Source organism: Achromobacter sp., assembly GCF_050285585.1.
Classification (GTDB): Bacteria; Pseudomonadota; Gammaproteobacteria; order Burkholderiales; family Burkholderiaceae_B; genus Achromobacter.
Window position 1 is genome coordinate 57,224 of record NZ_JBLZXF010000004.1, and the last position, 26,952, is coordinate 84,175.

Here is a 26,952-nt window from a genome sequence, read left to right on the forward strand (position 1 = left end):
GCGGGGAAACCGGATTTATCCGTCCCCAATTTAATCCGGACAGAAGCTAGATCTGCCCCGGGAAGAACCACAGCAGACTGGCCGTCATGGCCAGATAGCGCAGGAATTTGCCGATGGCCATGTAGGCCACGCAAGGCCAGAAGGATAGCCTCAGCCATCCCGCCACCGCGCACAGCGGGTCGCCCACCGCGGGCAGCCAGGACAGCAGCAGGGCCGGCGGCCCCATGCGGTGGATCCAGTCGTGGGCCCGCTCGTTCCAGCGCCCGCGCATGCGGCCGCCCTCGGTCGCGTCCGGATGCGGATGGGGGTGCTTTTCCTTCCACCGCTGCACGGCCCGCTCGGCGCCCAGGCCCATGGCGTAGCTGATGGCCCCGCCCGCCGTGTTGCCCAGGGTGGCCACCAGGATGGCCGGCCAGAACATGTCCGGCGCCAGCTTCACGTAGCCGAACACCGCGGGCTCGGATCCCATCGGCAGCAGTGTCGCGGACACGAGCGAGACCGCGAAAATCGCGGACAGGCCGACCGAAGGCAGCGCCAGCACGCCCAGCATCCAGTTGACGGCGGATAACAGACTTTCTTCCATAGTGGGCCGAGTGTAGCCGCGCGCGCGCCCCTTCCCCTCGCCCAGCGCCGTCCAGTCCGCGAAAAAGCCGGAGAAACCTGGCGGGCGGCGCGGATTTCCCTGTAATAATCTCCCCCACTTTCCCACTCTCGACGCCACGCGCAGTCCATGTCCACCGATTATCTGAAACGCATCCTGACTTCCAAGGTTTATGACGTCGCGGTCGAATCGCCGCTGGAAACGGCGCCCCTGCTGTCCCAGCGGATATCGAACACGATCCTGCTCAAGCGCGAAGATACCCAGGCCGTGTTCAGCTTCAAGCTGCGCGGGGCGTACAACAAGATGGCCAACCTGAGCCCCGCGGCGCGCAACCGCGGAGTCATCGCGGCCTCGGCGGGCAACCACGCCCAGGGCGTCGCGCTGGCGGCCAGCCGGCTGGGTTGCCGCGCCGTCATCGTCATGCCCACCACCAGTCCGCAAGTGAAGATCGACGCGGTGCGCCGCCTGGGCGGCGAGGTGGTGCTGGCGGGCGAGAGTTTTTCCGACGCCTACGCACACGCGCAGATCCTGGAAAAGAAGGAAAAGCTGACCTTCGTCCATCCCTTCGACGATCCGGACGTCATCGCCGGCCAGGGCACGGTGGGCATGGAGATCCTGCGCCAGCATCCCGGGCCGATCGATGCCATCTTCGTGGCCATCGGCGGCGGCGGCCTGATTGCCGGCGTGGCGGCCTATATCAAACAGCTGCGTCCCGAGATCAAGATCATCGGCGTGCAGACGGAAGACTCCGACGCCATGCTGCGCAGCGTGCGCGCCGGCCGCCGCGTGCAGCTGAACGACGTCGGGCTGTTTTCGGACGGCACGGCGGTCAAGATGGTGGGCGCCGAAACCTTCAAGCTGACGCGCCAGTACGTCGACGATTTCGTGGTGGTCAACACCGACGCCATCTGCGCGGCCATCAAGGACGTGTTCCAGGATACGCGCAGCGTGCTGGAGCCCGCGGGCGCGATGGCGGTCGCAGGCGCCAAGCAATACGCGGCCGAGCACAGCCTGAAGGGCAAGACCCTGGTCGCCATCGCCTGCGGCGCCAACATGAATTTCGACCGCCTGCGCTTCGTGTCCGAGCGGGCCGAGGTCGGCGAGATGCGCGAGGCCATCTTCGCCGTCACCATGCCGGAACAGCGCGGCAGCTTCCGCCGCTTCTGCGAACTGGTGGGCGAGCGCAGCGTCACCGAATTCAACTACCGCATTTCGGACTCCGACCGCGCGCACGTTTTCGTCGGCGTCCAGGTCTCGTCGGCGTCCGAGCCCGACAGGATTGCGGCGAACTTCCGCCGCCATGGCTTCGATACGCTGGATCTCACCCATGATGAAATGGCCAAGACCCACTTGCGCCATATGGTGGGCGGGCACTCGGCGCTGGCGCGCAACGAGCTGCTGTACCGCTTCGAGTTTCCGGAGCGCCCGGGCGCGCTGATGCGCTTCCTCAACGCGATGAATCCGGACTGGAACATCAGCCTGTTCCACTACCGCAACCAGGGCGCGGACTACGGCCGCATCCTGATCGGCATCCAGGTGCCGCCCGCCGACAAGAAGCAGTTCCGCAATTTCGTGGCGGAACTGGGCTACCCGCACTGGAACGAGACCGACAACCCGGCGTACAAGCTGTTTCTATAGCGCCTCGGCGCAAAGGCGGCCCCGCGCCGCCCCGCCAAGAGCCGGAAAACGAGAGGGCCTCCTTGCGGAGGCCCTTCCCTTCCCTGCTCTAGACGCATCCGGCGGCAACCAGTGGGGGGGTTCGCTGTCACTCGGCGGCCCACGGAGATGGGCCGCGCATTCAGCAAGGTCTTGCCGGACGCCCTATCGCTTAGAAACGGTGGCGAATGCCGACGGCGACGGCGGTGTCGGTCGCATCGCGCTGGAACGCGTAATTGTCGCCATAGGAGGCATACGCGTACAGGTTGGTGCGCTTCGTGAAATCGTACGTGTAGCCCAGGCTGTAGACGTTGAACGTCGCGTCGTCGCCGGTCAGCTTGTCGTTGCTCGCGGTAGCGCGCTGCCACGACCCGAAGATCGCGTGGCGGCCCAGCGGCACGGTGGCGCCGATCATGTACGAATTGGCGCGGAAGCCATCGGCCAGCTTGAACGAACCGAAGTTCTGCATGCCGTCGGGCGTGGTGCCCATGTTCTGGCCGATGAACCAGCCGTCGCGGGTCTGGCCGAAAGCGGCAGCAACCTTCACGACTTCGAAGTCATACGAACCGCCGACAATGTATTCCTGGATGCGCGCTTCGGACTTGCCCCCGGTCTGGCCGTTGGACGGATTGAAGCGGTCATACGCTGCGGCCAGGTTCAGCGGGCCGTTGACGTACTGCACGCCCGCGGTCAGCACGCGGTTGTTGTTGCCGGTTTCGAAGCCGGTCTGCGAGCTGTCGCTGACCGTATCATCGGCGCTGAACGAGTAGCCCACGCCCAGCTTGAAGCCGCCCATGACGGGGGTCTGGTACAGGACCATGTTATCCAGGCGCATCGTGTTCGCGCTGCCGAACGTGGTACCCATGTTGGCGGTGTTGTAGCTGATCGAGAACGGGTCGATCGAACCGAAGTACTTCGAAGCCAGGTTCGTCTGGCGGCCGAATTCCAGGCGGCCCCAGGAATCGCTGTCCAGGCCCACGGTGGCTTGGCGGCCCCATAGGCGGTTGCTTTGGAGGGACTTGCCGTTCATGGGACCGAAGCCGCCTTCCAGCGTGAACACGGCGCGCAGGCCGTCGCCCAGGTCTTCGGTGCCGCGCAAGCCGAAGCGCGAGCCGCTGCTCACGCCCTGCACGCCGCCGAAGCGGCTTTGCGAATTGCCGTCGAACTTCACTTTCTCGTAACCGACGCCGGCGTCGATCAGGCCGTACAGCGTCACGGAGTCGGCAGCCTGCGCGGCACCGGCAAAGCCGGCCAGCAGCGCGGCGGCCAATAGCGTCTTCTTCATAGGAGTCCCCAAAATGGCGAGATAAAAGGCAAACCGCAAACCCGCCACGCAAACGGCCGGAATTTGCGTGCCGCAGCCAACAAGCAAGCGGCGCATGCACTGAAGCTAGTGTCCGGCCAGCGCCAATTCGAAGTAACCCGGATTTCGAAGAACTACTTTCCATGGTTGGGATAATGGCCCGTCGCGGACCTCCCGCCGTTTTTGGAAACCTGCGCTAACGCATTGATATCAAATATGAATCATTGCTCGCAATATCCCTATCTCCTTCGCAGACATTCTCTGCCCCGCGCTTTAGCCCAACAAGAGTTGTTGCGGAGTTCGCCCAATTTCTGATGCGTAAACGCGACATTCTTCCGCGCGGTCCAAGAAAAAGCCCCCTCGGATTCACACACAAGGGGGCTAGGCGGCCTTCCGGAAGAAAGGCTTACTTGCCCTGGGGCGGGTAATCGAGTTCGCCGAAGGAATAGTCGCCGCGCGCCTTGGCCTCGGCCAGTTCCTGGCGGACTTGTTCGCGCGTCTTGCCGGCCGACTGCGACACGGCGGCCTTGGGCGGGTAATCGAGTTCGGCCGAGGTCACCTGGCCGGCGGCCTTGGCGGCTTGCAGTTCTTGCTGAACCTGCTCGCGCGACAGGCTGGTTTGCGGGGCGGCGGCGGGCGGATAGTCCAGTTCGCCGAACGTGACTTGGCCGGCGGCCTTGGCGGCCTGCAGTTCCTGCTGGACTTGTTCACGCGTCTTGCCATCGGCGTGAGCGGCGGACATACCCACCAGCGTGGCGGTGACCATAAGTGCGGTAGCTAGGGCTTTCATTGAGAGGACCTCCATCCTAAACCTTGCACACCGTCTTCTGCCAGGCTGGCAGGTGCGGTGTGACAATTTGATTGCTGGGACGAAGTATCTGGCGATCTCGAGCTAGTAAAAACCCTTATTTTGGGGAACATATTTGCATGAGTGGGACAATTTCCGGTCGCATCCCTGAAAATCTGCTCAATTTCTGCACAGTACGCCGAGGAATCCTTCTGCGACGGGCCTTGCCGGCATTCAGCCTTGCGCAAGCTACGTAACGCAAAATAATGCCGCCATGTGCTGGATGGAATGTACGCCGTTGGGAAATAGACATTTCTGCTGGCGGGACAATAATTCCATTTATCATATGAATCTGCCAGAAATGGAATTTTGACTCAGAGGACCCCATGGATATCCAGCTTAACGACATCGCGCTATTTGTCGAAGTCGCCAAGCGCAAGAACTTCAGCCACGCCGCCGAAGCCTTGAATATTCCGACGTCCACGCTGTCGCGCCGGGTCAGCGAACTGGAACGCAGCATCGGCATGCGTCTCCTCAACCGCAGCACGCGCAAGATCGACCTGACGGAGGCCGGGGCCATCTATTTCGAGCGCTGCCGGCACATTGTCGAAGAAGCCCGCATCGCCCACGACCAACTGCTGGACATGGCGGTGCAGCCCAAGGGGCGGTTGCGCATTTCGCTGCCCACCAGCCTGGCGCAGCTGTTCCTGCCTGCCGTCATCCGCGAATTCCGGGAACAGCACCCCGACATCGAATGCGATTTCGATCTGAGCATGCGGCCGATCGATCCCATCAGCAATCCCTTCGACCTCATCTTGCGATTCGGGCAGCAGCCCGATTCCAGCCTGATTTCACGCAAGATCGTGCTGATGGCCCACCAGCTGTATGCCTCGCCCGACTACCTGGCCCGCCACGGCGAGCCCCGCGTGCCCGCGGATCTCAGCCACCACGAGTGCCTGCGCCCCACCATGCGCGAGGAGTCGTCCTTCTGGATGCTGCATTCGGGCGACAAGGTGGAACGCGTGCAAGTATCGGGGCGGCTGTCCGCCAACAATGTCGGCATGCTCGGCCGGCTGGCCGGGCAGGGCCTGGGCATCACGCCGCTGCTGGTGTTCGACGCCATGGAGCGCGCCATCAAGCAGTCGGGCCTGGTGCGCGTGCTGCCCGAATGGAGCCTGACGCCCCTGCCGCTTTTTGCGCTGCTGCCCTCTCGCATGCTGCCCGCCAAGACCAAGGCCTTCCTGGACTTCATCCAGCCCCGGTTGTCCGACGACGTGGTGCGCGCCGCGGCGTAGGCGGCGGGCTTGCGGGCTCAGGGAGTGTCGGCGCCGTACTGGCAGACCGTATAGAGCGGCGTGCCCGTGGCCGCGACCTTGGCCGACCCGCCCAGGTCGGGCAGATCGATGATGGCGGCCGCCTCGACCACGTTGGCGCCCAGGCGCTGCAGCAGATTGATGGCGGCCAGCATGGTGCCGCCCGTGGCGATCAGGTCGTCCACCAGCAGGACGCGTTGCCCGGTACGCACCGCGTCCGTGTGCATTTCGACCGACGCATTGCCGTATTCGAGCGAGTATTCCTCGGCCACGGTGCGAAACGGCAGTTTGCCCTTCTTGCGCACGGGCACGAAGCCCAGGTTCAGTTCGTAGGCCAGCACGCTGCCCACGATGAAGCCGCGCGCGTCCACGCCGGCGACGAGGTCGAGCCGCTGGCGCATGTAGCGGTAGACGAAGAGATCGATAAGCACCCGGAACGCGCGAGGATCCTGCAGCACCGGCGTGATGTCGCGGAAAACGACACCGGGTTGGGGCCAGTCTGGAACGCTGCGGATGGTGCGCCGGATGTACTCGGCGTAGTCGGTCTGCATGGAAGACGGCCCTGGAGAATTGAAGCAAGGCGAACTATAACCTCGCAACCGCGCTTAAGCCAGGATTGCCGTCCCCGATGACAATTCATGAAGCCTTCCCGCCCGCAACTCGCAGCAGCGGTCCACCGCTCCAGGCGGCAGGGCCGCATGGGTGGCCAGCACCACGGTCCGTCCGCGCGCCGCGGCTTGCAGGTCCTGGAAAAACGCCTCCTCGGCAGCGGCGTCCAGTCCGGCGGTCGGCTCGTCCAGCACGATGACCGCGGCCGGCGACAGCAGCGCGCGCGCCAGACACAGGCGGCGCGCCTGACCCACCGACAGCTGGGAGCCGGTTTCGCCCGCCCAGGTATCCAGCCCCTCGGGCAGGCCCCGCACGAAATCGCCCAGCCGAGCGGCGTCGAGGACGCCCCAGAGCGCGGCGTCGTCCGCCGCCGGATCGCCTATCAGGAGGTTGGTGCGCAACGTGCCCAGGAAGACCGGCGCGTCCTGCGGCAACAGCGCGATACGCCGATGCCAGTCGGCCTGCGCGCAGGCGCGCGCGTCGCAACCGCCGAAGCGCACCTGCCCCGCCTGCGGGTCCTCGAGGCGCAAGAGCAGATGCAGCAACGTCGATTTGCCGGCGCCGCTGGGGCCCACGATGGCCACTCGCTCGCCGGGCGCCACGCGCAGGCTGACATCCTCCAGCACCGCCGGGCCGGTGCCCGGCGTTCTGCCCGGATAGGAAAAACGCACGCCGTCCAGTTCCAGCACACCGCGGCCGGGCAAGGCTTGCGGCGTGTCCGGATCCTGCATGTCGGGCTCGCAGTGCGTCACTTCACGGATGCGCGCCGCCGCCGACATCGCGGAACCCATGCGCGAAGCGCCCCGCATGATCGGGCCCGCCACCTCGAAGATGCCGATAACCGCCAGAAGCAGGCCGACGAGCGCGGGCCCGGCGATCCGGCCCGACGCTAGCGTGTCCAGGCCAAACCACAGCAACGCCAGCACCGATGCCCCGGCCGCGGCCTGCAGGAAAAACTGCCCCCGGGCCGCCACCCATGACTGGCTGCGCCGCGCCGCGGCGCTCGCCTCGCACAAGCGCTCGAAGTGCTCCGCCGTCTGGGCCTGCGCGTGCAAGGCCACCATGTCCGCATGGCCGTCCACGGCGTCCAGCACGGCCGCGCGCAACCCCGCCGCGCTTTCCTGAGCTGCCTCCCCCGGTTTGCGCGCCGCGCGCAACAGCCACAACGGCACCAGCACGCAGGCAGCCAACAGCGCCAGCGCGACCGCCAGCGCGGCGGCGGGCACCCAATATCCCAGCACCGCCGTCAGGATGGCGCCGCCCAGGAGCGCGGTCGCCAGCGGAGCGAGCACGAACAGGAACACGGTATCCAGCGCGTCCACGTCGCCCGTCATTCGGGCTACCAGGTCGCCGTCGCGATAGCGCGCCAGCTGCCTCGGCGTGAGCCGGATCAGCGCCGCGAATACCGCGGCGCGCAGATCCGCCAGCAGGCGCAGCGTGGCGCCGTGCCCGACGACGCGGTCCGCGTAGCGCGACACGATGCGCAGGAACGATAGCCCGCGCACCAGGGCCGAGGGCGCGAACAGGTTGAATGCGCCGCCGGCGCCCGCCAGCGCGGCGCCGGTCAGGAACCAGCCCGACACACCCAGCAGGCCCACACCCGCAGCCACCGTGGCCAGGGCGCAGAACAATGCGAGCAAAAGCCCGCCTTTCCGGCGCGCGTATAGCGGCAGGAGCAGCAACAGGTTCTTCATGCGTCTTCCACCTTTCCGCCGGCCACGCGCAAGATCCGGCCGAGCCGGGCCGCAACGGCGGGCGCGTGGGTCGCCAGCAGCAGGGTCCTGCCCGCGGCGAATTCCAGGATCTCGTCCAACACGCGCTCCTGCGTGGCCTCGTCGAGGTGCGCCGTGGGTTCGTCAAGCAGGATCAGGCCCGGATCGCGCAGGAACAGGCGCGCCAGCGCGACCCGCTGCGCCTGTCCGCCGGACAGGCCGTGCCCGCGGCCGCCCAGCGGCGTGTCCAGCCCTTGCGGCAACGCCGCCGCAAACTCCAGCACACAGGCACGCCGCGCGGCGTCTTGCACCGCCGCGTCGGACGCGCCGGGACAGCCCAGCCTGATGTTGTCGGCGATGGAACCCGCCAGCAGCTGCGGCTTTTGCCCGATCAGGGCGACTCGCCCCCGCAAGGCCGGTTCGCTCCAGTCGGCCAGGAGCCGGCCGTCCAGCCGGATGTCGCCCTGGCACGGTCTCAGGCGCGCGATCGCTTCGATCAGCGTGGATTTTCCGATGCCGCTCGGCCCCATCAGCGCCGCATGCTCGCCGGGCGCCAGCGCAAGCGAGGCGTCCGACAGCACCGGCAGGCCCCGGCCAGGCGCCTGCACGCTCAGGGCGCCGGCCATGAGGGCGGCGCCCTTGCCCCGGTCCGCGCTGGTGGTACGGACGGGCTCGCCCCCGGCCTCGCCGCGCATATCCTCATCCTGCGGCAAGCCATCGAACAGCGCAGCGATCTGCGTGACCGCCGCCAGCGCGGCCGCACGGTCGTGATAGTGCGCGGCGAACTGCCGCAACGGCGCGTAGATTTCCGGCGCCATCAGCAGGCAGAACAGGCCTGCCTGCAAAGTCAGGGGCGTCCAGCGCAGATCGAGGAATCCCAGATAGGTGAGGCCGATATAGACCGCCACCCCGGCCACGCCCAGCGCGGCGAAGAACTCCAGCACGGCCGACGACAGGAAGGCGATGCGCAGGACCGACATCGTGCGCAGCCGCAGGGCGTCGCTGGCCGCCACGACGGACTCGGCTTCGGCCTCGGCCCGGCCATGGAGCTTCAGGGTGGACAGCCCGCGCAGGCGGTCGGCGAAGAACCCCGACAGGCGGGCGAAGGCGCGCAAATGCCGGCGGCTGGCGCCTTGGGCGCCCCACCCCACCAGAGCCATGAACAACGGAATCAACGGCGCGGTGATCAGCAGAACCAGGCCGGCGATCACGTCCACCGGCAACAGCACGACGGAAAAGGCCACGGGCAACAGGGCGGCCGCGGCCATCGCGGGCAGGTACTTGGCGAAGAAGCCGTCCAGCGCCTCGACCTGGTCCACCACCGCGCTGGCCAGTTCGCCGGCGGCCCGGCTCCGGCTCCAGTGCGGTCCCTTGCGCACCAGCCGCCTGAAGAGCGACTGGCGCACGTGGCGCTTGATGCGCTCGGCGGCGCTGGCGCCGGCGCGCTCGCCCGCCCAGCCGATGCAGGCGCGCAGCAGCATGAGCGCGGCGATGCCCAGGATGCCGCCGATCAGCTCTTGCCGGGGCGCCCGCCCGACGATCGCGGCATCCAGCACACTGGCCAGCAGCCAGGCCTGCACGACCAGCAGGACGCCGCTCACCAATGGCGCCGCGCCCGCCAGCAGCAAGGGCAGCCTTGCGGCCCTGGCAAGCGCCATCAGCCACCGCGACTGCTCGCGCGGCGGTTTTTCCAGCGCTGCCGAAGGATCGTGCTCGAGCGCGCTAGCGGCGCCCCTCACTCGTCGTCGCGGCTGGCGCGCGGGTCATGCGTATGCCCTTCGCGCAGCTCGAACCACATCGCGTTGAGGATAGCGAACGCGCACGCCAGGCCCAAGCCGAGTATCCACGAGAAATACCACATGGTGGAGGCTCCTTGTCAGTATGAGTTGGGCGTGCCGCCCACCGATGCTTCAGTGACCTTGCCGCGCATGACGCGGTACACCCATGCGGTGTAAAGCGTCACGATGGGCAGGAAGACGGCCACCGCGATCACCATGATCCACAGCGTCATGTGGCTGGACGAGCCGTCCCAGATGGTCAGCCCGGCCTGCGGCTTCGTCGACGAAGGCATGATGAACGGGAAGAGCGAGAAGCCCACCGTCAGGATCACGCCCGCGATCGACAGCGAGGACGCCAGAAAGGCCAGCACGTTGGCGCGCGCGGTCAGCAGCAATGCCACCAACACCGCGCCTCCCGCGCCCAGCGCGGGCGCGATCCACATCAGCGGCCATTTCGCGTAGTTGGCCATCCATGCGCCATCCTGCACCGACACGGCCTTGAGCATCGGATCCGACGGGCCGGCCATGTCCACCGCGCTGGTGATGACATGGCCGCCGACGCCGCGAGCCACCCAGAAGCCGCCCGCGACGAACAGCAGGGCCGTGAGCAAGGCGCACAGCCGGCCCCAGTTGCGGGCGCGCGACGACACGGGGTCTTCGGTGCGCCAGGCCAGCAACACGGCGCCGTGCATGGCCAGCATCACCACGCTCAGCACGCCCGCCAGCAGCGCGAACGGCATGAAGAGCTGGTAGAAATGCCCCTCGTAGACAGGGCGAAGCGTCACCGGATCGAAGGTGAACGGAACGCCCAGGATGATGTTGCCCATGGCCACGCCGAACACCAGCGAAGCCACCACGCCAGAGAAACAGAGCACGGCGTCCCAGCGGCTGCGCCAGCGCGTGCCTTCCATCTTGCTGCGGTACTTGAAGCCCACGGGCCGCAGGATCAGGGCGACCAGGACCAGCATCATCGCCAGGTAGAACCCGGAGAACGATGCGGCGTACAGCAGAGGCCACGCGGCGAAGATGGCGCCGCCCGCCGTAATGAGCCAGACCTGGTTGCCTTCCCAGACCGGCCCCACCACGTTGATCACCACCCGACGCTCCACGTCGGTCTTGGCGACCACCGGCAGCAGCGCCGCCACCCCCAGGTCGAAGCCGTCCATGACGGCGAAGCCGATGAGCAGCGCGCCCAGCAGCACCCACCACACCACGCGCAGCGTGCCGTAGTCGAAAGGAATGAGCGTTTCCATCGCGATCTCCTCCTCAGGCGCGCACGGCGGCGCGGACAGGATCGGCCGCGGCGGTGCCAGGCGCCGGCCCATCGGATTTCGGCCCCGCCTTCACGGCATGCAGCATCACCTTCACGCCGATGATCAGCAGCACCGTGTACAGCACCAGGAAAATCGTCAGACTGATGGCCAGGTCCATGATGGTCAGGCCCGAAGCCGCGTAATAGGTCGGCAGCACGCCTTCGATCACCCAGGGCTGGCGGCCGTACTCGGCCACGAACCAGCCGCTTTCGATGGCCACCCAGGGCAGCGGCAGGCTCCACAGCGCCACCTTGAGCAGGCCGCGGCGGCTGTCCAGGCGGCCGCGCGAGGCCAGCCAGAAGGCCACGCCGAAGAACAGGATCAGGTACATGCCCACCGCCACCATGATGCGGAACGCCCAGAACAGCGGCGCCACGTTCGGCACGGTGTCCACCGCCGCCTTCTTGATGTCGGCTTCGGTGACCTTGCTCATGTCGGGCTGGTAGCGCTTGACCAGCAACGCGTAGCCCAGGTCGGGCCAGGTCCGGTCGAAGACCATGCGCGCATCCACGTCCTTGGGATTGGCGCGGATCTTCTGCAGGGCGTCATACGCCACCATGCCGTCGCGGATGCGGTTCTCGGCGCGCAGGATCAGGTCGTCGATGCCCAGCAGCGGCGTCGTCAGCGACCGCGTTCCGATGATGCCCATGACGTAGGGGATCTCGATCGCGAAGTCGTTCTTGCGCTCTTCCTGGTTGGGAATGGCGATCAGGTTGAACGACGCGGGCGCGGGCTCGGTGTGCCACATGGACTCCATGGCCGCGATCTTCATCTTCTGGTGTTCGGTGGTGAGGTAGCCGCTTTCGTCGCCCAGCACCACGACGGACAGCGCCGAGGCCAGGCCGAAGCTGGCCGCGACCGCCATCGAACGCTTGGCCAGGTCGATGTGGCGGCCCTTCAGCAGATACCAGGCGCTGATCGACATGACGAACATGGCGCCGGCGACGTAGCCCGCGCTGACCGTGTGCACGAACTTGGCCTGGGCCACCGGGTTGAAGATCACCGCGGCGAAGTCGGTCATCTCCATGCGCATGGTGTCGGGATTGAAGATCGAGCCCACCGGATTCTGCATCCAGCCATTGGCGATCAGGATCCACAGCGCCGAGAAGTTGGTGCCGAACGCCACCAGCCAGGTCACGACCAGGTGGCTGACCTTGGACATGCGGTTCCAGCCGAAGAAGAACAGGCCGACGAAGGTGGCTTCCAGGAAGAAAGCCATCAGCCCTTCCAGCGCCAGCGGCGCGCCGAAGATGTCGCCGACGTAGTGACTGTAGTAGGACCAGTTCATGCCGAACTGGAATTCCATGACCACGCCCGTGGCCACGCCCAGCGCGAAGTTGATGCCGAACAGCGTGCCCCAGAACATGGTCATCTTTTTCCAGATGGGGCGGCCGGTCATGACATACACGCTCTCCATGATGGCCAGGATGAACGACAGGCCGAGCGTGAGGGGGACGAACAGGAAGTGATAAAGCGCGGTCGCGGCAAACTGAAATCGCGACAGGTTGACGACGTCGAGATCAATCATTGGGGCGCTCCCAGGCAGTCGAGGTGCCGCGGCAACCGGCATGGTTCCCAGGCCGACTCTCGCGCCATGTTACGGGCGTTGGATACAACTTCATAGAGGTTTCCTGAAAAAACGGGGCGGATCAAGGTCAGGCCTTGCCCCGCAATTTGCCGGCGAAGCCCAGCACCTTCTGCACTTTCGAACCAAGTTTCATCAGGTTCTGCAGGGTTTCGGGCGGCAGTCGTTGAACCTCATCGAACCATCCGGTGGACAGTTCGATGAGCTCCAGCATTTCGTTCATGCGCTGTTGCGCGTAGGCCTCATCGGGCCCCGACGGGGGTTCCAGCAGGGTGTCCCGCAGCAGGGAGAGCGTGGGGTCGATTTCGCGCTTGCGCTTTTCTTCCATCAGGATGCGGAAGATCTCCCATACGTCCTTGGGTGTTTCGAAGTAGTCGCGGCGGTCGCCGACCTGGTGGATCAGCTTGACCAGGCGCCAGGATTGCAGCTCCTTCAGCCCGAGGCTGACGTTGGAACGCGAGAAACCGAGCGTCTCGGAGATGTCGTCGGCGTTCAGGGGCTTGGACGAGAGGAACAGCAGGGCGTAGATCTGGCCGACAGTGCGGTTCACGCCCCAGCGGCTGCCCATTTCCCCGAAATGCAGGATGAAGCGTTCGTTTTGAGGGGTGAGAGCCATGGTCGATCCGCGCCAGCAAGGTCCAGCGGCGCGGCCAGATAAATCTAGTTACGCTGCTTTCAGAAATTTCTGAAATTATCGAACAAACAATGAGAAAGCGCAAACCACACTGGCGGCAGGGGCACGCCCGCAAGCAAGGCGCAGATCGGCGGGCGCGCCCGCCTCCGGATGGCCGCGGACGAGCGCCGGCGGGCCGCCCGCCGGGTGGCGGAGGGCCCGCTGAGGGCAATGGAATGGGGCTGGAGGCCGGGTCAGCCGGCCTTGACGGACACGGCGGCGGAAACGCGCTTGGCCTTGGCGCGCGCGGCCGCAACATCCTCGGCCACGGCCAGGCCCACGCCCATCCGGCGCTTGACGAAGGATTCGGGCTTGCCGAAGAGACGGACATCCGTGCCGGGCTCGGCCAGCGCTTCGGCCACGTTGTGGAACGAGACCGCCGCGGCCTCGACGCCGCCGTAGATGACGCTGCTGGCGCCGGGCTGGCGCAGGCTGGTGTCCACCGGCAGCCCCAGCAGGGCCCGGGCGTGGAGTTCGAACTCGTTCTGGACCTGGGTGATCATGGTGACCATGCCCGTGTCATGCGGGCGCGGGCTGACTTCCGAGAACCAGACCTGATCGCCGGCCACGAAAAGCTCCACGCCGAAGATGCCCAGTCCGCCGAGGTTGGACGTGACGGCCAGCGCGATTTCCCGGGAACGCTCCAGGGCGGCGGGCGACATGGGGTGCGGCTGCCAGCTTTCGACGTAGTCGCCGTCGAGCTGCTTGTGGCCGATGGGCTCGCAGTAGCGGGTGTGGATCTCGCCGTCGGCGCCGCGAGCGCGCACGGTGAGCAGGGTGATTTCGTAGTCGAAGCGGATGAAACCCTCGACGATGACGCGGCCGGCGCCCACCCGGCCGCCTTCCTGGGCGTAGCGCCAGGCGGAGGCGACGTCGTCCTCGGTCTTGATCAGGGACTGGCCCTTGCCCGACGAGGACATGACCGGCTTGATGACGCAGGGATAGCCGATGCCGCCGTCGATGGCCTGGCGCAGCGCGTCTTCCGTGTCGACGAAGCAATAGGGCGATGTGGGCAGCCCCAGGGTTTCCGCCGCCAGGCGGCGGATGCCCTCGCGGTTCATGGTCAGCTGGGCGGCGCGAGCCGTCGGCGTGACCCGCGCCACGCCGGCCTCTTCCAGTTCCACCAGCAAATTGGTGGCAATGGCTTCGATTTCGGGGACAATAACGTGCGGCCGCTCCTGGTCGATGACCTTGCGCAGGGCCTCCGGGTCCGTCATCGAGACCACATGCGCCCGGTGAGCCACCTGGTGGCCCGGGGCGTCGGCGTACCGATCCACCGCAATGACTTCCACGCCCAGCCGCTGCAGGGCGATGATGACCTCTTTGCCCAGCTCGCCCGAACCAAGCAGCATGACTCGGGTGGCCAGGGGAGACAAGGGCGTGCCAAGGACGGGGCTGGGAATGCTGGACATGGAACGAACCTGGAAAGAGAGTTTGAAATCCGTTGAAAAGAGCCGCCAGAATGCCATACCCCCCTGCCCGGGGCAAACCCGCATACTGATATTAAAATCCGTGCATGACTGACCATCCCACAACATCGTCCGAGACCGCGCTGGCCTCTGCGCGCAGAACGCTGCAAATCGAAAGCCAGGGCCTGCTGGACCTGTCGGCTCGGCTGGACGACAGCTTCACGCACGCCGTCGCCATGCTGCTGGCCTGCCGTGGCCGCGTGGTCGTCAGCGGCATCGGCAAGACCGGCCACATCGCGCGCAAGATCGCCGCGACGCTGGCCTCCACGGGCACGCCCGCCTTCTTCCTGCACGCGGCCGAAGCCGTCCACGGCGACCTGGGCATGATCACCCGGGACGACGTGATCATCGCCATTTCCTATTCCGGCTCCGGCCAGGAACTGCTGACCATCCTGCCCGTCGCCCGCCGGATGGGCGCGCGGGTGATCGCCATCACGGGCAATCCCCAGTCCGAACTGGCCTCGCTGGCCGACGTCCACCTGGACGGCAGCGTCGCCCAGGAAGCCTGCCCGCTGAATCTTGCGCCCACGGCCAGCACCACCACGGCCCTGGCCCTGGGGGACGCGCTGGCGGTCGCCTGCCTGGAGGCGCGGGGGTTCGGTCCGCAGGATTTCGCCCGCTCGCACCCGGGCGGCGCGCTGGGCCGCCGCCTGCTGACCCACGTGCGCGACGTGATGCGCCAGGGCGACGCCCTGCCCATCGTCATGGCCGGCACGCCGGTGTCGCAGGCGCTGGAGGTCATGTCCGCCAAGGGCATGGGCATGACCGTCGTGACCGACGCGCAGCACCGCCCGCAGGGCATTTTCACCGACGGCGACCTGCGCCGCCTGATCGCCCGGCACGGCGACATCCGCAGCCTGACCGTGGAGGCGGGCATGACGCGCTCGCCTCGCAGCATCAATGCCGACGCGCTGGCGGTCGAGGCCGCCCAGCAAATGGACGAACAACGGCTCAACCACATGCTGGTGCTGGACAACGATGGCGCCCTGCTCGGCGCCCTGCACATGCATGATCTGATGGCCGCCAAAGTGGTATGACTATGACTCTTCCTGCTTCCGTGACTCACCCGGCCGACGCGCTGGTCCTCGCCCGCGTCCCCGCCACCGTGCGCGAACGCGCCGCCACCGTGCGCCTGATGGTGTTCGACGTGGACGGCGTGCTGACCGACGGCAGCCTCTACTATGGCGAAGGCGGCGAACTGCAGAAGCGCTTCAACGCGCTGGACGGCCACGGGCTGCGCCTGCTGATGGAAGGCGGCCTGAAGGTCGCGCTGATGACCGGCCGGTCCGGGCCCATCGTGGCGCGCCGCGCCGCCGAACTGGGCATCGCCGAGGTCGTTCAGGGCGTGCGCGACAAGGGCGGCGCCCTGAACGAACTTGCGCAGCGTTCCGGTGTCCAACTGAACCAGACCGGCTACATGGGCGATGACATCATCGACCTGCCGGCCATGCAGCGCGCGGGCTTCGCCGCCAGCGTGCCGAATGCGCCCGCCTACGTCAGCCAGGCGGCCCACTGGATATCCTCGCAGCCGGGGGGCAGCGGCGCCGTGCGCGAATGCTGCGACCTGCTGCTGGCGGCCCAGGGGCGCCTCGGCGCGTTCCTGGCGGCCCCGGGCCTGCTGGGCCCGGGCGCGATCCAATAACCGCCGCGACAACCAACACGCCCTTGCGGCGAACCCGATGAAAGAACGCTTTCCCTCTCTGATCGCGCTGTTCCTGCTGCTGGTGCTGGTCACCAGCTCCTGGTGGGCGGCCGACTATGCGCAGCGGGCCATCCAGGTGGACCCGCCGCGCCGCATCACCCACGAGATGGACGCATGGTCCCGCGATTTCGTCATGCTGCGCACCGACCCCGGCGGCCGGCCCATCAACCGGCTGGAAGGCCAGTACGCGGAGCATTTCCCGGACGATGACTCGTATCACATCACCGAACCGCGCGCGGTCGGCCAGCGCGAGACCAACCCCATCACGGTGGCCGTCTCGAAGACGGCCGTGATGGAGCAAGGCGGCAAGCGCATCGTCATGAATGGCGACGCGCACGTGCACCGCCAGCCCGACGCCAACAACGACATGCTCGACGTGCGCAGCCAGCAGCTGATCATCCTGCCCGACGAGGACGTGGTCTATACCGACCTGCCCGCCGAGGTGCTCAAGGGCCGTTCGCGCATGAACGGCAAGGGCATGCACTACAACAACAAGACGCGCCAACTGCAGGTTTCGGCATCGACCGATGTGGAAATTGCCGGTTCCGAAGGCAAGCAGCAACGTCGGACCGAAATTCCCGCCAACAACACTGACCAGAAGAAACCATGACCGACCTCCGGATTCTCCTTGCCCCGACGACCCGTCTGATCGGCGCCGTCCTGCTGACGGCCTCGGCGCTCGCGCCCGCCTTCGCCGCGGATCCGGCGTCCAAGTCGGCCGCCCCGGCCGAAGAGCCCAGCACGCTGATCCTGTCGGATACGCTGCACTACGACGACGTGAAGAAGCAAAGCGTCTTCACGGGCAACGTCAACCTGACCCGCGGCCTCATGACCCTGACGTCGGACACCCTGCAGATGAACGAGGACCCGCAGGGCAACCAGTTCGGCACCGCCACGGCCAACAAGGGCAAGGTCGTGACGATCCGCCAGGAACGTCCCGAGACCTTCGAGCTCATCGAAGGCAAGGGCCTGCGCGCCGAATACGACGGCTCGAAAAGCACCTTCGACCTCATCGGGCAGGCCGTCGTGATCCGCTACGTCTGTGGGAAACCGTTCGATACGATACGTGGCGAACGGGTGCGCTACAACGAAAAGACCGGCACGTACGAAGCCCAGGGCGGGCCCAACTCGTCGGCGGCGGGCGGACGGGTCCGCTCGGTGGCGGAGCCGCGCGCCAAGACCGACGCCGCCATCGCCGAATGCCGCAAGCAGCAAGCCGCCAAGAAAGGGCGCTGAAGCGCCTCCCATGCAACACCACTCGCAGCCACGATGAACCAACCCTCAGTGCAGACTCCCGTGACCTCCGCCCCTTCGGGCGTCAAGCAGGGCAGCCTGCGCGCAACCGGCTTGCGCAAGACCTATAACGGCCGCACCGTGGTGCAGGACGTGTCCCTATCCGTGGTCAGCGGCGAAGTCGTCGGCCTGCTCGGCCCGAACGGCGCGGGCAAGACCACCAGCTTCTACATGATCGTGGGCCTGGTGCCCGCGGACGCCGGCCGCATCGAGATCGACGGCGCCGCCATCACCGCGATGCCCATCCACAAGCGAGCGCGGATGGGGCTGTCGTACCTGCCGCAGGATGCTTCCGTGTTCCGCCGCCTGACCGTGGAGCAGAACATCCGCGCCGTGCTGGAACTGCAAATAGGGCCGGATGGACGCCCGCTCTCCACGGCCAAGATCAACGAACAGATGGAAGCCCTGCTGGAAGAGCTCCAGATCGGCCACATCCGCAGCAACGCGGCCATTTCGCTGTCGGGCGGCGAACGCCGCCGCGTCGAAATCGCGCGGGCGCTGGCCACCAGCCCGCGCTTCATCCTCCTGGACGAGCCCTTCGCCGGCGTGGACCCCATCGCCGTCATCGAGATCCAGCGCATCGTGCGTTTCCTGAAGGGCCGGGGCATCGGCGTGCTGATCACCGACCACAACGTCCGCGAAACGCTGGGCATCTGCGACCGCGCCTACATCATCAGCGAAGGCAAGGTCCTGACCGACGGCCACCCCGACGAAATCGTGGGCGATCCCGCCGTGCGCCGCGTCTACCTGGGAGAGCACTTCCGCATGTAACGGGCGGCTCCGGGAAGACCCCTATGGGCCCCGTGGACTCAGCCATAAAAATGCCATGTTCTTGCGTTAGGTCAGCTTGTTTTATCGGCCCGAGTCTATACACTAGTACTAAACGAACCCTCTCGATCAAGGAGAACGCCTAACGAACCAGCCGCGCTCTTTTGCGCACCCTTTTTCCTCTTTTAGAAGGAGAGCACACTATGAACCTGAGCATCTGCGGTCGTCACCTCGACGTCACCCCGGCCATCCGGGAATATGTCATGAACAAACTGGCGCGAGTGCTGCGGCATTTCGATCACGTCATCGATACCCAGGTCATGCTCTCGGTAGAGCCCCTGCGGCATAGAGCCGAAATCACCATGCGTCTGAGCGGTAAGGACATTCATTGTGAAGCTACCGATGAAAATCTCTATGCAGCCATAGATCTTCTTGCTGACAAGGTCGACCGTCAGGTCATCAAGCACAAGGACAAGGTACGAAGTCACACAGCGGAGTCCGTGAAGCGGCAAGCGGCGAATCTTTCGTCACCCCAGCAATAACGCGCCTCACGATAGCTCGCCTGCGAGACTAACGAAACAGCGATTCTAGAATCCTGCCTCAGTCCCGGTGTCCCGCTAGACCACGAGTCCAGCCGGGGCATCGGCAAACTTCCCTCCCCCCTCACTGTCCCCCATTCCCGGCCCCGCCCGGCGATCCTGTTTTCCCCAATTCCCGACGTTTCCCGGCCCGCAAGACTGCGCAGGGCGCAAGAATGCCCACAATCCGCCGCTATCGGTCTATGCTGTCGCTCTTGCCGCCCCGCCGCGCGCCCACGCAGAGGACGCGCCGCAGAGGCCGATTATTGCACTGCGTCATATAACCATATAATGATCCGATGAATCATTTGTCGCGCATCCTACCCGCCGGCAACGTCGTGCTCGATATGCTCGCAACGAGCAAGAAACGTGCGTTCGAGCAGGCCGGCCTTCTCTTCGAAAACAACCATGGCTTGGCTCGGGCGCTCGTGTTCGACAGCCTGTTTGCCAGGGAACGCCTGGGCTCCACGGCCTTGGGGCAGGGAGTGGCCGTCCCGCACGGCCGCGTGAAGGGCCTGGAGCAGGCGCTGGCGGCCTTCATCCGCCTCGCCCAGCCCATCGCCTTCGATGCGCCCGATGGACAGCCGGTCTCGATGCTGCTCTGTCTGCTGGTGCCCGAAGCGGCCACCCAGCAGCACCTGGACATCCTGGCCGAGCTGGCCCAACTCATGTCCAACAAGGCATTGCGCGAGGCCCTGGCCACGGAAACCGATCCGGCCATCGTCCACAAGATGCTCACGACCGGCCAACTCTGATTCTTCCCGCGGAAACGCTGCCATGCTTACGGTGCAGGAACTCGTCGACGACAACGCCGACAAAATCCCCTTTAACTGGATTTCAGGCCAGGGCGCAGCGGACCGCGCAATTCCCGACGACGGCATGTCGGCCGCGGACCTCGTCGGCCACTTGAACCTCATCCACCCATCGCGGATCCAGGTGTTCGGCCAGGAAGAGCTGGCGTACTACACGCGCTTCGACCTGCGCCGCCGCATGCACCACATGGACGAGCTGCTGATCGGCGGCGTCCCGGCCATTCTGCTGGCCGATGGGCTGACGCCGCCCCAGGACCTGGTCGACCAATGCGAGCAGCACCAGGTGCCGCTGCTGTCCACTCCCGTGGCGGCCGCACAGCTCATCGACCTGCTGCGCATCTACCTGGGCAAGAAGCTCGCGCCCACCACCACCGTGCACGGCGTATTCCTGGACGTGCTCGGCCTGGGGGTGCTCATCACCGGCGAATCCGGCCTGGGCAAGAGCGAACTGGCGCTGGAGCTGATTTCGCGCGGGCACGGCCTGGTGGCCGACGACGCCGTGGAGTTCTCGCGCACCGCCCCCAACATGATCGAGGGCCACTGCCCGCAATTGCTGCAGAACCTGCTGGAAGTGCGCGGCCTGGGCCTGCTCGATATCCGCACCATCTTCGGCGAGACCTCCGTGCGCCGGAAGATGCGCCTGAAGCTCATCGTGCACCTGGTGCGCGCCACCGCGCAGGACAAGTTCGAGCGGCTGCCCCTGCAGGACATCACCCAGGACATGCTGGGCCTGCCGGTGCGCAAGGTCATGCTGCAGGTTGCGGCAGGCCGCAATCTGGCGGTGCTGGTGGAGGCCGCCGTGCGCAACACGATCCTGAAACTGCGCGGCATCGACACGCTGGGCGAATTCATGGAGCGCCAGGCGATGGCGATCCTGCAAAGCAGCAAGTAAGCGCGTGCCGCCCGGCGATGCCGTGAGCCTCTACGAAACGCTGGCGGCCGAGATCGCCAAATCGATACGCGACGGCGTGCTGCGCGCGGGCGACAAGCTCCCTTCCGTGCGCGACGCCTGCGCGGCGCGGCGGGTCAGCCCTTCCACGGTTTTCCAGGCCTATTACCTGTTGGAGGCGCGCGGCCTGATCCGGGCGCAGCCGCGCTCCGGCTATTACGTCAACGCGCCCGCGGCCTCGCTGCCGCCCGAACCCGGCGCGTCGCGCCCGGACGGCGAATCGACGGAGCTCGCGATCAGCGAGCGCATCTTCGACATCCTCGGCTCCGTGCGCAACCGCGACGTCACGCCGCTGGGTTCGGCCTTTCCTTCGCCGCTGCTGTTCCCGCTGCCGCGGCTGGCCCAGGCGATGGCCGCGCACCTGAAGCGGCAGGATCCGCTAGACACGGTGGAAGACCTGGCTCCCGGCAACCCCGGCCTGCGCCGCCAGATCGCGCTGCGCTACCTGATCGGCGGCATCAACGTGCCTGCCAGCGACATCGTCGTCACCAACGGCGCGCTCGAAGCGCTCAATCTTTGCCTGCAGGCGGTCACCCAGCCCGGCGACACGGTCATGGTCGAAGCGCCCACCTTCTACGGCGCCCTCCAGGCGCTTGAACGGCAGGGATTGAAGGCGCTGGAAGTGCCTACCCATCCGCGCACCGGCATCGACCTGGACGCAATGGAGGCCGCGATCCGGCGCCACGCGCCCAAGGCCTGCTGGCTGATGACGCAGTTCCAGAACCCGCTGGGCAGCCTGATGCCGGACGCCGGCAAACGGCAGCTGGTGGAGACGCTGGCCCGCCATGGCATTCCCCTGATCGAAGACGATGTGTACGGCGAGCTGTACTTCGGATCGACGCGGCCCGTGCCCGCCAAGGCCTACGACACGCAGGGGCTGGTGCTGCATTGCTCGTCGTTCTCGAAATGCCTGGCGCCGGGCTATCGCATCGGCTGGGCCTGCGCCGGCCGCTATGCCCAGCGCGTGCAACGCCTCAAGCTGTCTTCGACGCTATCGGCGTCCGGCCCCGCCCAGGGCGCCATCGCCGAATACCTGGAACAGGGCGGCTATGACCGCCACCTGCGCCGGCTGCGCGAAACGCTGCAGGCGCGGCAAGCGCGCATGGCCGACGCGATCGCCCAGGAATTCCCCGCGGGCACGCGCGTTACCCGCCCGCAAGGCGGCTTCTTCCTGTGGCTGGAACTGCCCGCGCGGGTGGACGCGCTGGCCTTGCACCGGCAGGCGCTGGAGCGCGGCATCAGCGTGGCGCCCGGCCCCATCTTTTCGGCCAGCGGCCAATTCGGCAGCGCGCTGCGCCTGAACTACGGCCATCCCTGGGACGCCGGCGCCCAGGACGCGATCCGCGTGCTGGGCGAGCTGGCGCGCCTGGCCTGCCGCCGGACCTGACTAGTTCCGCGTCGACGCGGCCCGCGCGCGCTTGACCTCCAGGGGCGTCACGCCGCCGGCTTCGTTGCCCCAGCTATTGCGGATGTAGGACACCAGCATGGCGATATCGCCATCGTTGAGCAGCTGGCCGAACGGCGGCATGCCGTGGGGCCGGGGATTCGCGGCCGTGGCGGGCGCGTAGCCGCCGTCGAGCACCATGCGGATGGCATTGACCGGCGATGGCGCCGTCACGGTGGGATTGCCGGCCAGCGCGGGCCAGGCCGTGCCGCTGCCCTCGCCCGCGGGCTGGTGGCATTGCGCGCATTGCTGGCGGTAGATCTTTCCGCCCAGCTCCATCGCCGCGGCCGAGACCGGCGCCGAAGGCGGATCCGCCGTGGGCACGGCAGGCAAGGACTTGAGATAGACGCCGATGGCCAGCGCATCGTCGTCGCTCAGGTGCTGCGAGCTGCCCAGGACCACTTCGGCCATCGGGCCGCTGGCGCTGGAATGCCTGGACATGCCCGTCTTGAGCAGCGCGGCGATGTCCTCGGCCGACCATCGCCCCAGCCCGGTCTGCATATCGTTGGTGAGCGGCGGCGCGTACCAGTCCAGCGCCGGGATCTCGCCGCCGGCCAGGGGTTGGTCCGAACGCAGCGCGCCGAGGCGGTTGCGTGGCGTGTGGCAGGCGGCGCAATGCCCCAGCCCTTCGACCAGATAGCGGCCGCGGTTCCATTGCGCCGACTGCCCCGCGTCGGCCTCCAGCACGCCCGGCTTGAAATACAGCGCCCGCCAGGCGGCCAGCAGCGCGCGCTGGTCGTACGGGGATTCGAGCTCCGGCGGCCGGCTGGGCTGGCTGACCGGCGGCATGCTGCGCAGGTAGGCGAACAGCGCGTCGGAATCCGCGCGGGTGACGCGCGTGTATTCCGTGTATGGGAAGGCGGGATAGAGCAGCGTGCCGTCCCGCGACTTGCCGTTGTGCAGCGCCTGCCAGAAGTCATCGGCCGTCCATGCGCCGATGCCGGTCTTTTCGTCCGGCGTGATGTTCGGGCCGTACACCGTGCCGAACGGCGTCGGGATGGGCGTGCCTCCGGCCAGCGCCTTGCCGCCCCGGCTCGTGTGGCAGGCCATGCAATTGCCCGCCGACGCGAGATAGCGTCCGCGCTCGATCAGGGTCGAGGCATCGGCGGCCGCCGCGGCCGGGCCGGTGCTGGAATCGTCGCGCGTGCCCGCCCAATAAAGGCCGCCCGCCCCCGCGACAATCGCCAGCAGCAGGACCAACAGGACTTTCTTCATGAGTTTCATCCGCTCGCCCGCCTACCGTTGTGCCTGGCTGCCGCATTCCGCGGGCAGGCGCAGCGAACCTGCCGGTTCGGGCGCATAGGGTTCGACGACGGGCCGCGACGACAGCCATGCCGCCAGCGCGCCGATGTCGGCGGGGGTGAGCTTGTTGGAGATATCGGCCATGCAATCCGGCTCCGCCGCCCGGCGCAGCCCGGTCTTCCAGCTGCCGATCTGCGAACCGATGTAGTCGCGCGGCAGGCCGAGCAGGCCGGGGATCGCGGGCAGCAGGCCGCCCAGGGCGGCGCCGTGACAGGACGCACAGGCGGGCAGGCCGCGCGCCGCGTCGCCGTCCAGCGCGAGCCTGCGGCCGGCTTCCAGCGTGGCGGCGGACACCTCGGCGCGAGCCGGCGCTGGATACGGCACATGCTGCTCGGAGAAATACGCCGCCATTTCGCGCAGGTAGTCGTCCGGCAGGCCGGCCAGCAGATGGCTCATGGGGCGGTACTGGCGCCGGTCATCGCGAAAATTGAGCAGTTGGTGGTACAGGTATTCCTGGGGCTTGCCGGCCAGGCGCGGATAGTAGCCGTCGGTGCCCGCCCGGCCCTGCGCGCCATGGCAGGCCGTACAGGCCGCCACGCGGGCGGCCATGGTGTCGGGGCGCAAGGGCGCCGGAGAGGCGTCCTGGGCCTGAGCGGGCCTTGCGGAAAAAACGACGGCGGCGGCGGCCACGAGCGCGGAGATTGCCCAAAACCGAGGCAGTGAAACACTACGAAAGGAAATGAGGGCTAACATCTAGGTCGAATTCCAATCCCCCGAAGCGCATGACGGCGGGGCGCGTATGTGAATCTGTCGAGTACCCGGCGCCAAGCTTACGCCAGGGCGGCCGGAAAGGTACAGGCGCAGATTCGGAGTTTACGGCCATATCAGATGCCATCCCGCCGGCATCGTCCTGGAAAAGCGTGCCACAATCATGTCCATGTTGAAAGTCGTCCTAGTCACCGGCATCTCTGGCTCCGGCAAGTCCGTCGCCCTGCGCATGCTCGAGGATGCCAGCTATACCTGCGTCGACAATCTGCCCGTAAGGTTCCTGACCGAATTCATCGCCAACGTCCGGGACGAAGGCCTGGAGCGGGTCGCCGTCGCCATCGATGTCCGCTCGCCCGGCGAGCTCGCCGAACTGCCCGACGTGGTCACCGCGCTGCGCGCCATGGGCACGAGCCTGCGCGTGGTCTTCCTCGACGCCAGCACCGCGACGCTGGTGCAGCGCTACTCCGAATCCCGGCGCCGCCACCCGCTGACCGATCGCCTGCAGCGCGGCGGCACCGCCCCCTCCCTGGTCGACTGCATCGCGCTGGAGCGCGAACTGCTGGCTCCGCTGCGCGAACAGGAACACGTCATCGATACCTCGGACCTGACGCCGGGGCAGTTACGCGCCTGGATCCGTGACCTGATCCAGGCGGACCGCGCGCCGCTGGTCCTGACGTTCGAATCCTTCGCCTACAAGCGCGGCGTGCCCCGTGACGCCGACCTGGTGTTCGACGTGCGCTGCCTGCCCAACCCCTACTACGACCGCAACCTGCGCCCCCTGACCGGGCGCGACGAGCCCGTGGCCGCCTGGCTGGCGGGGTTCGAACAGGTGGGCCTGATGATCGACGACATCGCCGGCTTCCTGAACCGCTGGCTGCCGCGCTACACGCAAGACACCCGCAACTACCTGACCGTCGCCATCGGCTGTACCGGCGGCCAGCACCGTTCCGTGTACGTGGTCGAACAGCTGGCGCTGCGCTTCGCCGACCACGACCCGCTGCTGGTGCGCCACCGCAACCAACTTCCCGACGAATCCGCATGACGCTGTCCCGCCCGCTCCGCCTGATCCTGATGTTGTCGCTGGCCATCGCCGTGGCCGGCTGTTCGTCCACCGGCGGGCGCAAGAAGGGCGGCTACTACAAGGATGACGGACCGGACGCGAATCCGCCGTCCAATCTGGACCAGGTGCCCGACGCGGTGCCCCGGATCGAACCGTACGCCAGCGGCGCGAACCGTCCGTACGTCGTGTTCGGCCAGCGCTACGTGCCCGACACCAGCGGCCAGCCCTACAAGAAACGCGGCATCGCCTCCTGGTACGGCAAGAAGTTCCACGGCAACTCCACGTCCATCGGCGAGTCCTACGACATGTACGCCATGACGGCCGCCCACACGACGCTTCCGCTGCCCAGCTACGCCCGCGTCACCAGCCTGGTCAACGGCAAGACGGTCGTGGTGCGGGTGAACGACCGCGGCCCCTTCCACAGCGACCGCATCATGGACCTGTCCTATGTCGCGGCGCACAAGCTCGGCATCATCGGGCCGGGCAGCGGCCAGGTGATCGTGGAAGCCATTCCTCCCGACGAAATACGGCGCCTGGCCTCGCAAGGCGCGCCCGCCGCCGCTTCGCCGGAGCCGGAGTCGGCCACCGGCTCCAAGCCGGTGCCCGCGCCCGTGGCCGCCGCCCCCGTCGCGCTCACGGCGGAACCCCTGCCGGCGCCCGCGCCCGGCTCCGCCCCGGTGCGCCAGCCGGCGGCGGGCGGTCTCGGCAGCGTCTATCTGCAAGTGGGCGCGTTCAGTCAACCGGCCAATGCGCAATCGCTGGTCAGCCGGATCAATACCCAGCTGGGCGCCGACGGCGCGCCGCCCGCCTCGATGGAACAGTCCAACAATCTCTACCGGGTCAGGATCGGCCCCTACCCCGACCGCCAAAGCGCGCTGAACGCCGTGCAGCTGGTGTCGGACCGCATCGGCATCCTGCCCAGCATCGCCGCGCAATAAACGAATCCCCTGGCTACCAGGGCAGCTCCGCCTGGCCGTCGCAGACGCGGCGCGCCCGCGCATTGCGGCTCCGGTACAGATTGCCTTCGTGGGCCAGCAGCGCCTGCTTGCGCGGCAATCCGCCGCCGAAGCCGGTCAAGGAAGTGTCGGCGCCGATCACGCGGTGGCACGGAATGATGATGCTGATCGGGTTGCGTCCCACCGCCCCGCCGACCGCCTGCGCCCCCTTGGGCCGGCCCACCGTGCGGGCCAGGTCGCCATAACTGGCCAGCACCCCGAAGTCCAGGTCGCACAGGGCATGCCATACCTGGTGCTGGAAAGTCGTGCCGACGGGATCCAGCGGCACGTCGAACGCGCGGCGCTGGCCGGCGAACCATTCGTCCAGCTCGCGGCGCGCCTGCTCCAGGATGGGATCGGATTCGCTAAGGATCCAGCCTTCGGCCGAGGGCAGCAGGGCCTGGTCCGTGAACCAGGCGCCCCGCAGGCCTTTGGGGCTTGCGACCAGGCGCATGTCTCCCAACGGCGTGGGCATGTCGCGGTAGGTGAGCCGCTCGTTGGGATCGGCGGGCTTGTTGGACACGACTGTCGCGTAGGCCATG

At 67.1% G+C, this 26,952-nt stretch carries 27 protein-coding genes; 13 read left to right on the forward strand and 14 right to left on the reverse strand.

The genetic code is table 11. From position 1 onward, the window contains the following. Positions 1-46 precede the first annotated feature (46 nt). The gene (locus tag ACN6PJ_RS07820; RefSeq protein ID WP_427995312.1) at positions 47-583 is read right to left on the reverse strand and encodes a YqaA family protein; all 537 of its coding nucleotides are present in this window, start codon (positions 581-583) and stop codon (positions 47-49) included. Between the two features lie 147 nt (positions 584-730). On the opposite strand from ACN6PJ_RS07820, the gene ilvA reads away from it, so the two are divergent. Further along, the gene (ilvA, locus tag ACN6PJ_RS07825; RefSeq protein ID WP_427995313.1) at positions 731-2,239 is read left to right on the forward strand and encodes a threonine ammonia-lyase, biosynthetic; all 1,509 of its coding nucleotides are present in this window, start codon (positions 731-733) and stop codon (positions 2,237-2,239) included. A gap of 190 nt (positions 2,240-2,429) precedes the next feature. Here the strand turns inward: ilvA and ACN6PJ_RS07830 are convergent, their stop codons facing one another. Then, the gene (locus ACN6PJ_RS07830; RefSeq protein WP_427995314.1) at positions 2,430-3,542 is read right to left on the reverse strand and encodes a porin; all 1,113 of its coding nucleotides are present in this window, start codon (positions 3,540-3,542) and stop codon (positions 2,430-2,432) included. Between the two features lie 424 nt (positions 3,543-3,966). Next, complete coding sequence (locus ACN6PJ_RS07835; protein ID WP_427995315.1) at positions 3,967-4,350, reverse strand: DUF4148 domain-containing protein; 384 nt, start codon at positions 4,348-4,350, stop codon at positions 3,967-3,969. Between the two features lie 383 nt (positions 4,351-4,733). Here ACN6PJ_RS07835 and ACN6PJ_RS07840 point away from each other — a divergent pair, with 383 nt between their 5' ends. Next, positions 4,734-5,642, forward strand: a complete 909-nt coding sequence (locus ACN6PJ_RS07840; RefSeq protein ID WP_427995316.1) for a LysR family transcriptional regulator — start codon at positions 4,734-4,736, stop codon at positions 5,640-5,642. A gap of 17 nt (positions 5,643-5,659) precedes the next feature. On the opposite strand, the gene ACN6PJ_RS07845 is transcribed toward ACN6PJ_RS07840, so the two are convergent. The 8 genes from ACN6PJ_RS07845 to purT all read right to left on the reverse strand — a co-directional run bounded on the left by ACN6PJ_RS07845 (position 5,660) and on the right by purT (position 14,742). Next, positions 5,660-6,211: an adenine phosphoribosyltransferase gene (locus ACN6PJ_RS07845; RefSeq protein WP_129525530.1), complete on the reverse strand. Its 552-nt coding sequence runs from the start codon at positions 6,209-6,211 to the stop codon at positions 5,660-5,662. 54 nt (positions 6,212-6,265) lie between these two features. After that, entirely contained in the window at positions 6,266-7,963 is a 1,698-nt protein-coding gene (gene cydC, locus ACN6PJ_RS07850) for a thiol reductant ABC exporter subunit CydC (RefSeq protein WP_427995317.1), read from the reverse strand. Next, entirely contained in the window at positions 7,960-9,720 is a 1,761-nt protein-coding gene (cydD, locus tag ACN6PJ_RS07855) for a thiol reductant ABC exporter subunit CydD (RefSeq protein WP_427995318.1), read from the reverse strand. The genes cydC and cydD overlap by 4 nt, the downstream gene beginning before the upstream one ends. Continuing rightward, positions 9,717-9,842, reverse strand: a complete 126-nt coding sequence (cydX, locus tag ACN6PJ_RS07860) for a cytochrome bd-I oxidase subunit CydX (protein ID WP_043546919.1) — start codon at positions 9,840-9,842, stop codon at positions 9,717-9,719. Before cydX ends, cydD begins: the two co-directional genes overlap by 4 nt. Before the next feature lie 15 nt (positions 9,843-9,857). After that, positions 9,858-11,012 carry a cytochrome d ubiquinol oxidase subunit II gene (cydB, locus tag ACN6PJ_RS07865; protein ID WP_427995319.1) on the reverse strand — a complete coding sequence of 385 codons (1,155 nt, stop codon included), beginning with the start codon at positions 11,010-11,012 and terminating at the stop codon, positions 9,858-9,860. Positions 11,013-11,025: 13 nt separating this feature from the next. Continuing rightward, positions 11,026-12,600, reverse strand: a complete 1,575-nt coding sequence (locus ACN6PJ_RS07870; RefSeq protein WP_427995320.1) for a cytochrome ubiquinol oxidase subunit I — start codon at positions 12,598-12,600, stop codon at positions 11,026-11,028. 127 nt (positions 12,601-12,727) lie between these two features. Beyond that, entirely contained in the window at positions 12,728-13,273 is a 546-nt protein-coding gene (locus ACN6PJ_RS07875; protein ID WP_427995321.1) for a GbsR/MarR family transcriptional regulator, read from the reverse strand. A 251-nt stretch (positions 13,274-13,524) separates the two neighbouring features. Then, entirely contained in the window at positions 13,525-14,742 is a 1,218-nt protein-coding gene (gene purT, locus ACN6PJ_RS07880) for a formate-dependent phosphoribosylglycinamide formyltransferase (RefSeq protein ID WP_427995322.1), read from the reverse strand. Between the two features lie 104 nt (positions 14,743-14,846). Here purT and ACN6PJ_RS07885 point away from each other — a divergent pair, with 104 nt between their 5' ends. The 9 genes from ACN6PJ_RS07885 to ACN6PJ_RS07925 all read left to right on the forward strand — a co-directional run bounded on the left by ACN6PJ_RS07885 (position 14,847) and on the right by ACN6PJ_RS07925 (position 22,288). Beyond that, positions 14,847-15,836, forward strand: a complete 990-nt coding sequence (locus ACN6PJ_RS07885; RefSeq protein WP_427995323.1) for a KpsF/GutQ family sugar-phosphate isomerase — start codon at positions 14,847-14,849, stop codon at positions 15,834-15,836. After that, entirely contained in the window at positions 15,833-16,441 is a 609-nt protein-coding gene (locus ACN6PJ_RS07890; RefSeq protein ID WP_427995324.1) for a KdsC family phosphatase, read from the forward strand. The genes ACN6PJ_RS07885 and ACN6PJ_RS07890 overlap by 4 nt, the downstream gene beginning before the upstream one ends. Before the next feature lie 37 nt (positions 16,442-16,478). Next, positions 16,479-17,111: an LPS export ABC transporter periplasmic protein LptC gene (gene lptC / locus ACN6PJ_RS07895; protein WP_427995325.1), complete on the forward strand. Its 633-nt coding sequence runs from the start codon at positions 16,479-16,481 to the stop codon at positions 17,109-17,111. Further along, entirely contained in the window at positions 17,108-17,737 is a 630-nt protein-coding gene (gene lptA / locus ACN6PJ_RS07900) for a lipopolysaccharide transport periplasmic protein LptA (RefSeq protein ID WP_427995326.1), read from the forward strand. The genes lptC and lptA overlap by 4 nt, the downstream gene beginning before the upstream one ends. A gap of 33 nt (positions 17,738-17,770) precedes the next feature. Beyond that, positions 17,771-18,565, forward strand: coding sequence for an LPS export ABC transporter ATP-binding protein (gene lptB, locus ACN6PJ_RS07905; protein WP_043546932.1), 795 nt, complete (start codon positions 17,771-17,773; stop codon positions 18,563-18,565). A gap of 200 nt (positions 18,566-18,765) precedes the next feature. Then, on the forward strand, positions 18,766-19,104 hold the full coding sequence (gene hpf, locus ACN6PJ_RS07910; RefSeq protein WP_043546933.1) for a ribosome hibernation-promoting factor, HPF/YfiA family: 339 nt from the start codon (positions 18,766-18,768) through the stop codon (positions 19,102-19,104). A 335-nt stretch (positions 19,105-19,439) separates the two neighbouring features. Continuing rightward, positions 19,440-19,895, forward strand: a complete 456-nt coding sequence (locus ACN6PJ_RS07915) for a PTS sugar transporter subunit IIA (RefSeq protein WP_043546934.1) — start codon at positions 19,440-19,442, stop codon at positions 19,893-19,895. A gap of 22 nt (positions 19,896-19,917) precedes the next feature. Next, positions 19,918-20,844 (forward strand): HPr(Ser) kinase/phosphatase, encoded by a 927-nt coding sequence (gene hprK / locus ACN6PJ_RS07920; protein WP_043546936.1) that lies wholly within the window; start codon positions 19,918-19,920, stop codon positions 20,842-20,844. A gap of 22 nt (positions 20,845-20,866) precedes the next feature. Then, positions 20,867-22,288: a PLP-dependent aminotransferase family protein gene (locus tag ACN6PJ_RS07925; protein WP_427995327.1), complete on the forward strand. Its 1,422-nt coding sequence runs from the start codon at positions 20,867-20,869 to the stop codon at positions 22,286-22,288. Here the strand turns inward: ACN6PJ_RS07925 and ACN6PJ_RS07930 are convergent, their stop codons facing one another. Beyond that, positions 22,289-23,569: a c-type cytochrome gene (locus tag ACN6PJ_RS07930; RefSeq protein WP_427995328.1), complete on the reverse strand. Its 1,281-nt coding sequence runs from the start codon at positions 23,567-23,569 to the stop codon at positions 22,289-22,291. It abuts the gene before it with no gap. A 12-nt stretch (positions 23,570-23,581) separates the two neighbouring features. Beyond that, positions 23,582-24,340, reverse strand: coding sequence for a c-type cytochrome (locus ACN6PJ_RS07935; protein ID WP_427995329.1), 759 nt, complete (start codon positions 24,338-24,340; stop codon positions 23,582-23,584). A 184-nt stretch (positions 24,341-24,524) separates the two neighbouring features. On the opposite strand from ACN6PJ_RS07935, the gene rapZ reads away from it, so the two are divergent. Together rapZ and ACN6PJ_RS07945 are read left to right on the forward strand one after the other, a co-directional pair. Then, on the forward strand, positions 24,525-25,397 hold the full coding sequence (gene rapZ, locus ACN6PJ_RS07940) for an RNase adapter RapZ (RefSeq protein WP_427995533.1): 873 nt from the start codon (positions 24,525-24,527) through the stop codon (positions 25,395-25,397). Beyond that, the gene (locus ACN6PJ_RS07945) at positions 25,394-26,353 is read left to right on the forward strand and encodes a septal ring lytic transglycosylase RlpA family protein (RefSeq protein ID WP_427995330.1); all 960 of its coding nucleotides are present in this window, start codon (positions 25,394-25,396) and stop codon (positions 26,351-26,353) included. The genes rapZ and ACN6PJ_RS07945 overlap by 4 nt, the downstream gene beginning before the upstream one ends. 13 nt (positions 26,354-26,366) lie before the next feature. On the opposite strand, the gene ACN6PJ_RS07950 is transcribed toward ACN6PJ_RS07945, so the two are convergent. Further along, the gene (locus tag ACN6PJ_RS07950; protein ID WP_427995331.1) at positions 26,367-26,951 is read right to left on the reverse strand and encodes a methylated-DNA--[protein]-cysteine S-methyltransferase; all 585 of its coding nucleotides are present in this window, start codon (positions 26,949-26,951) and stop codon (positions 26,367-26,369) included. Position 26,952: the final 1 nt, after the last annotated feature.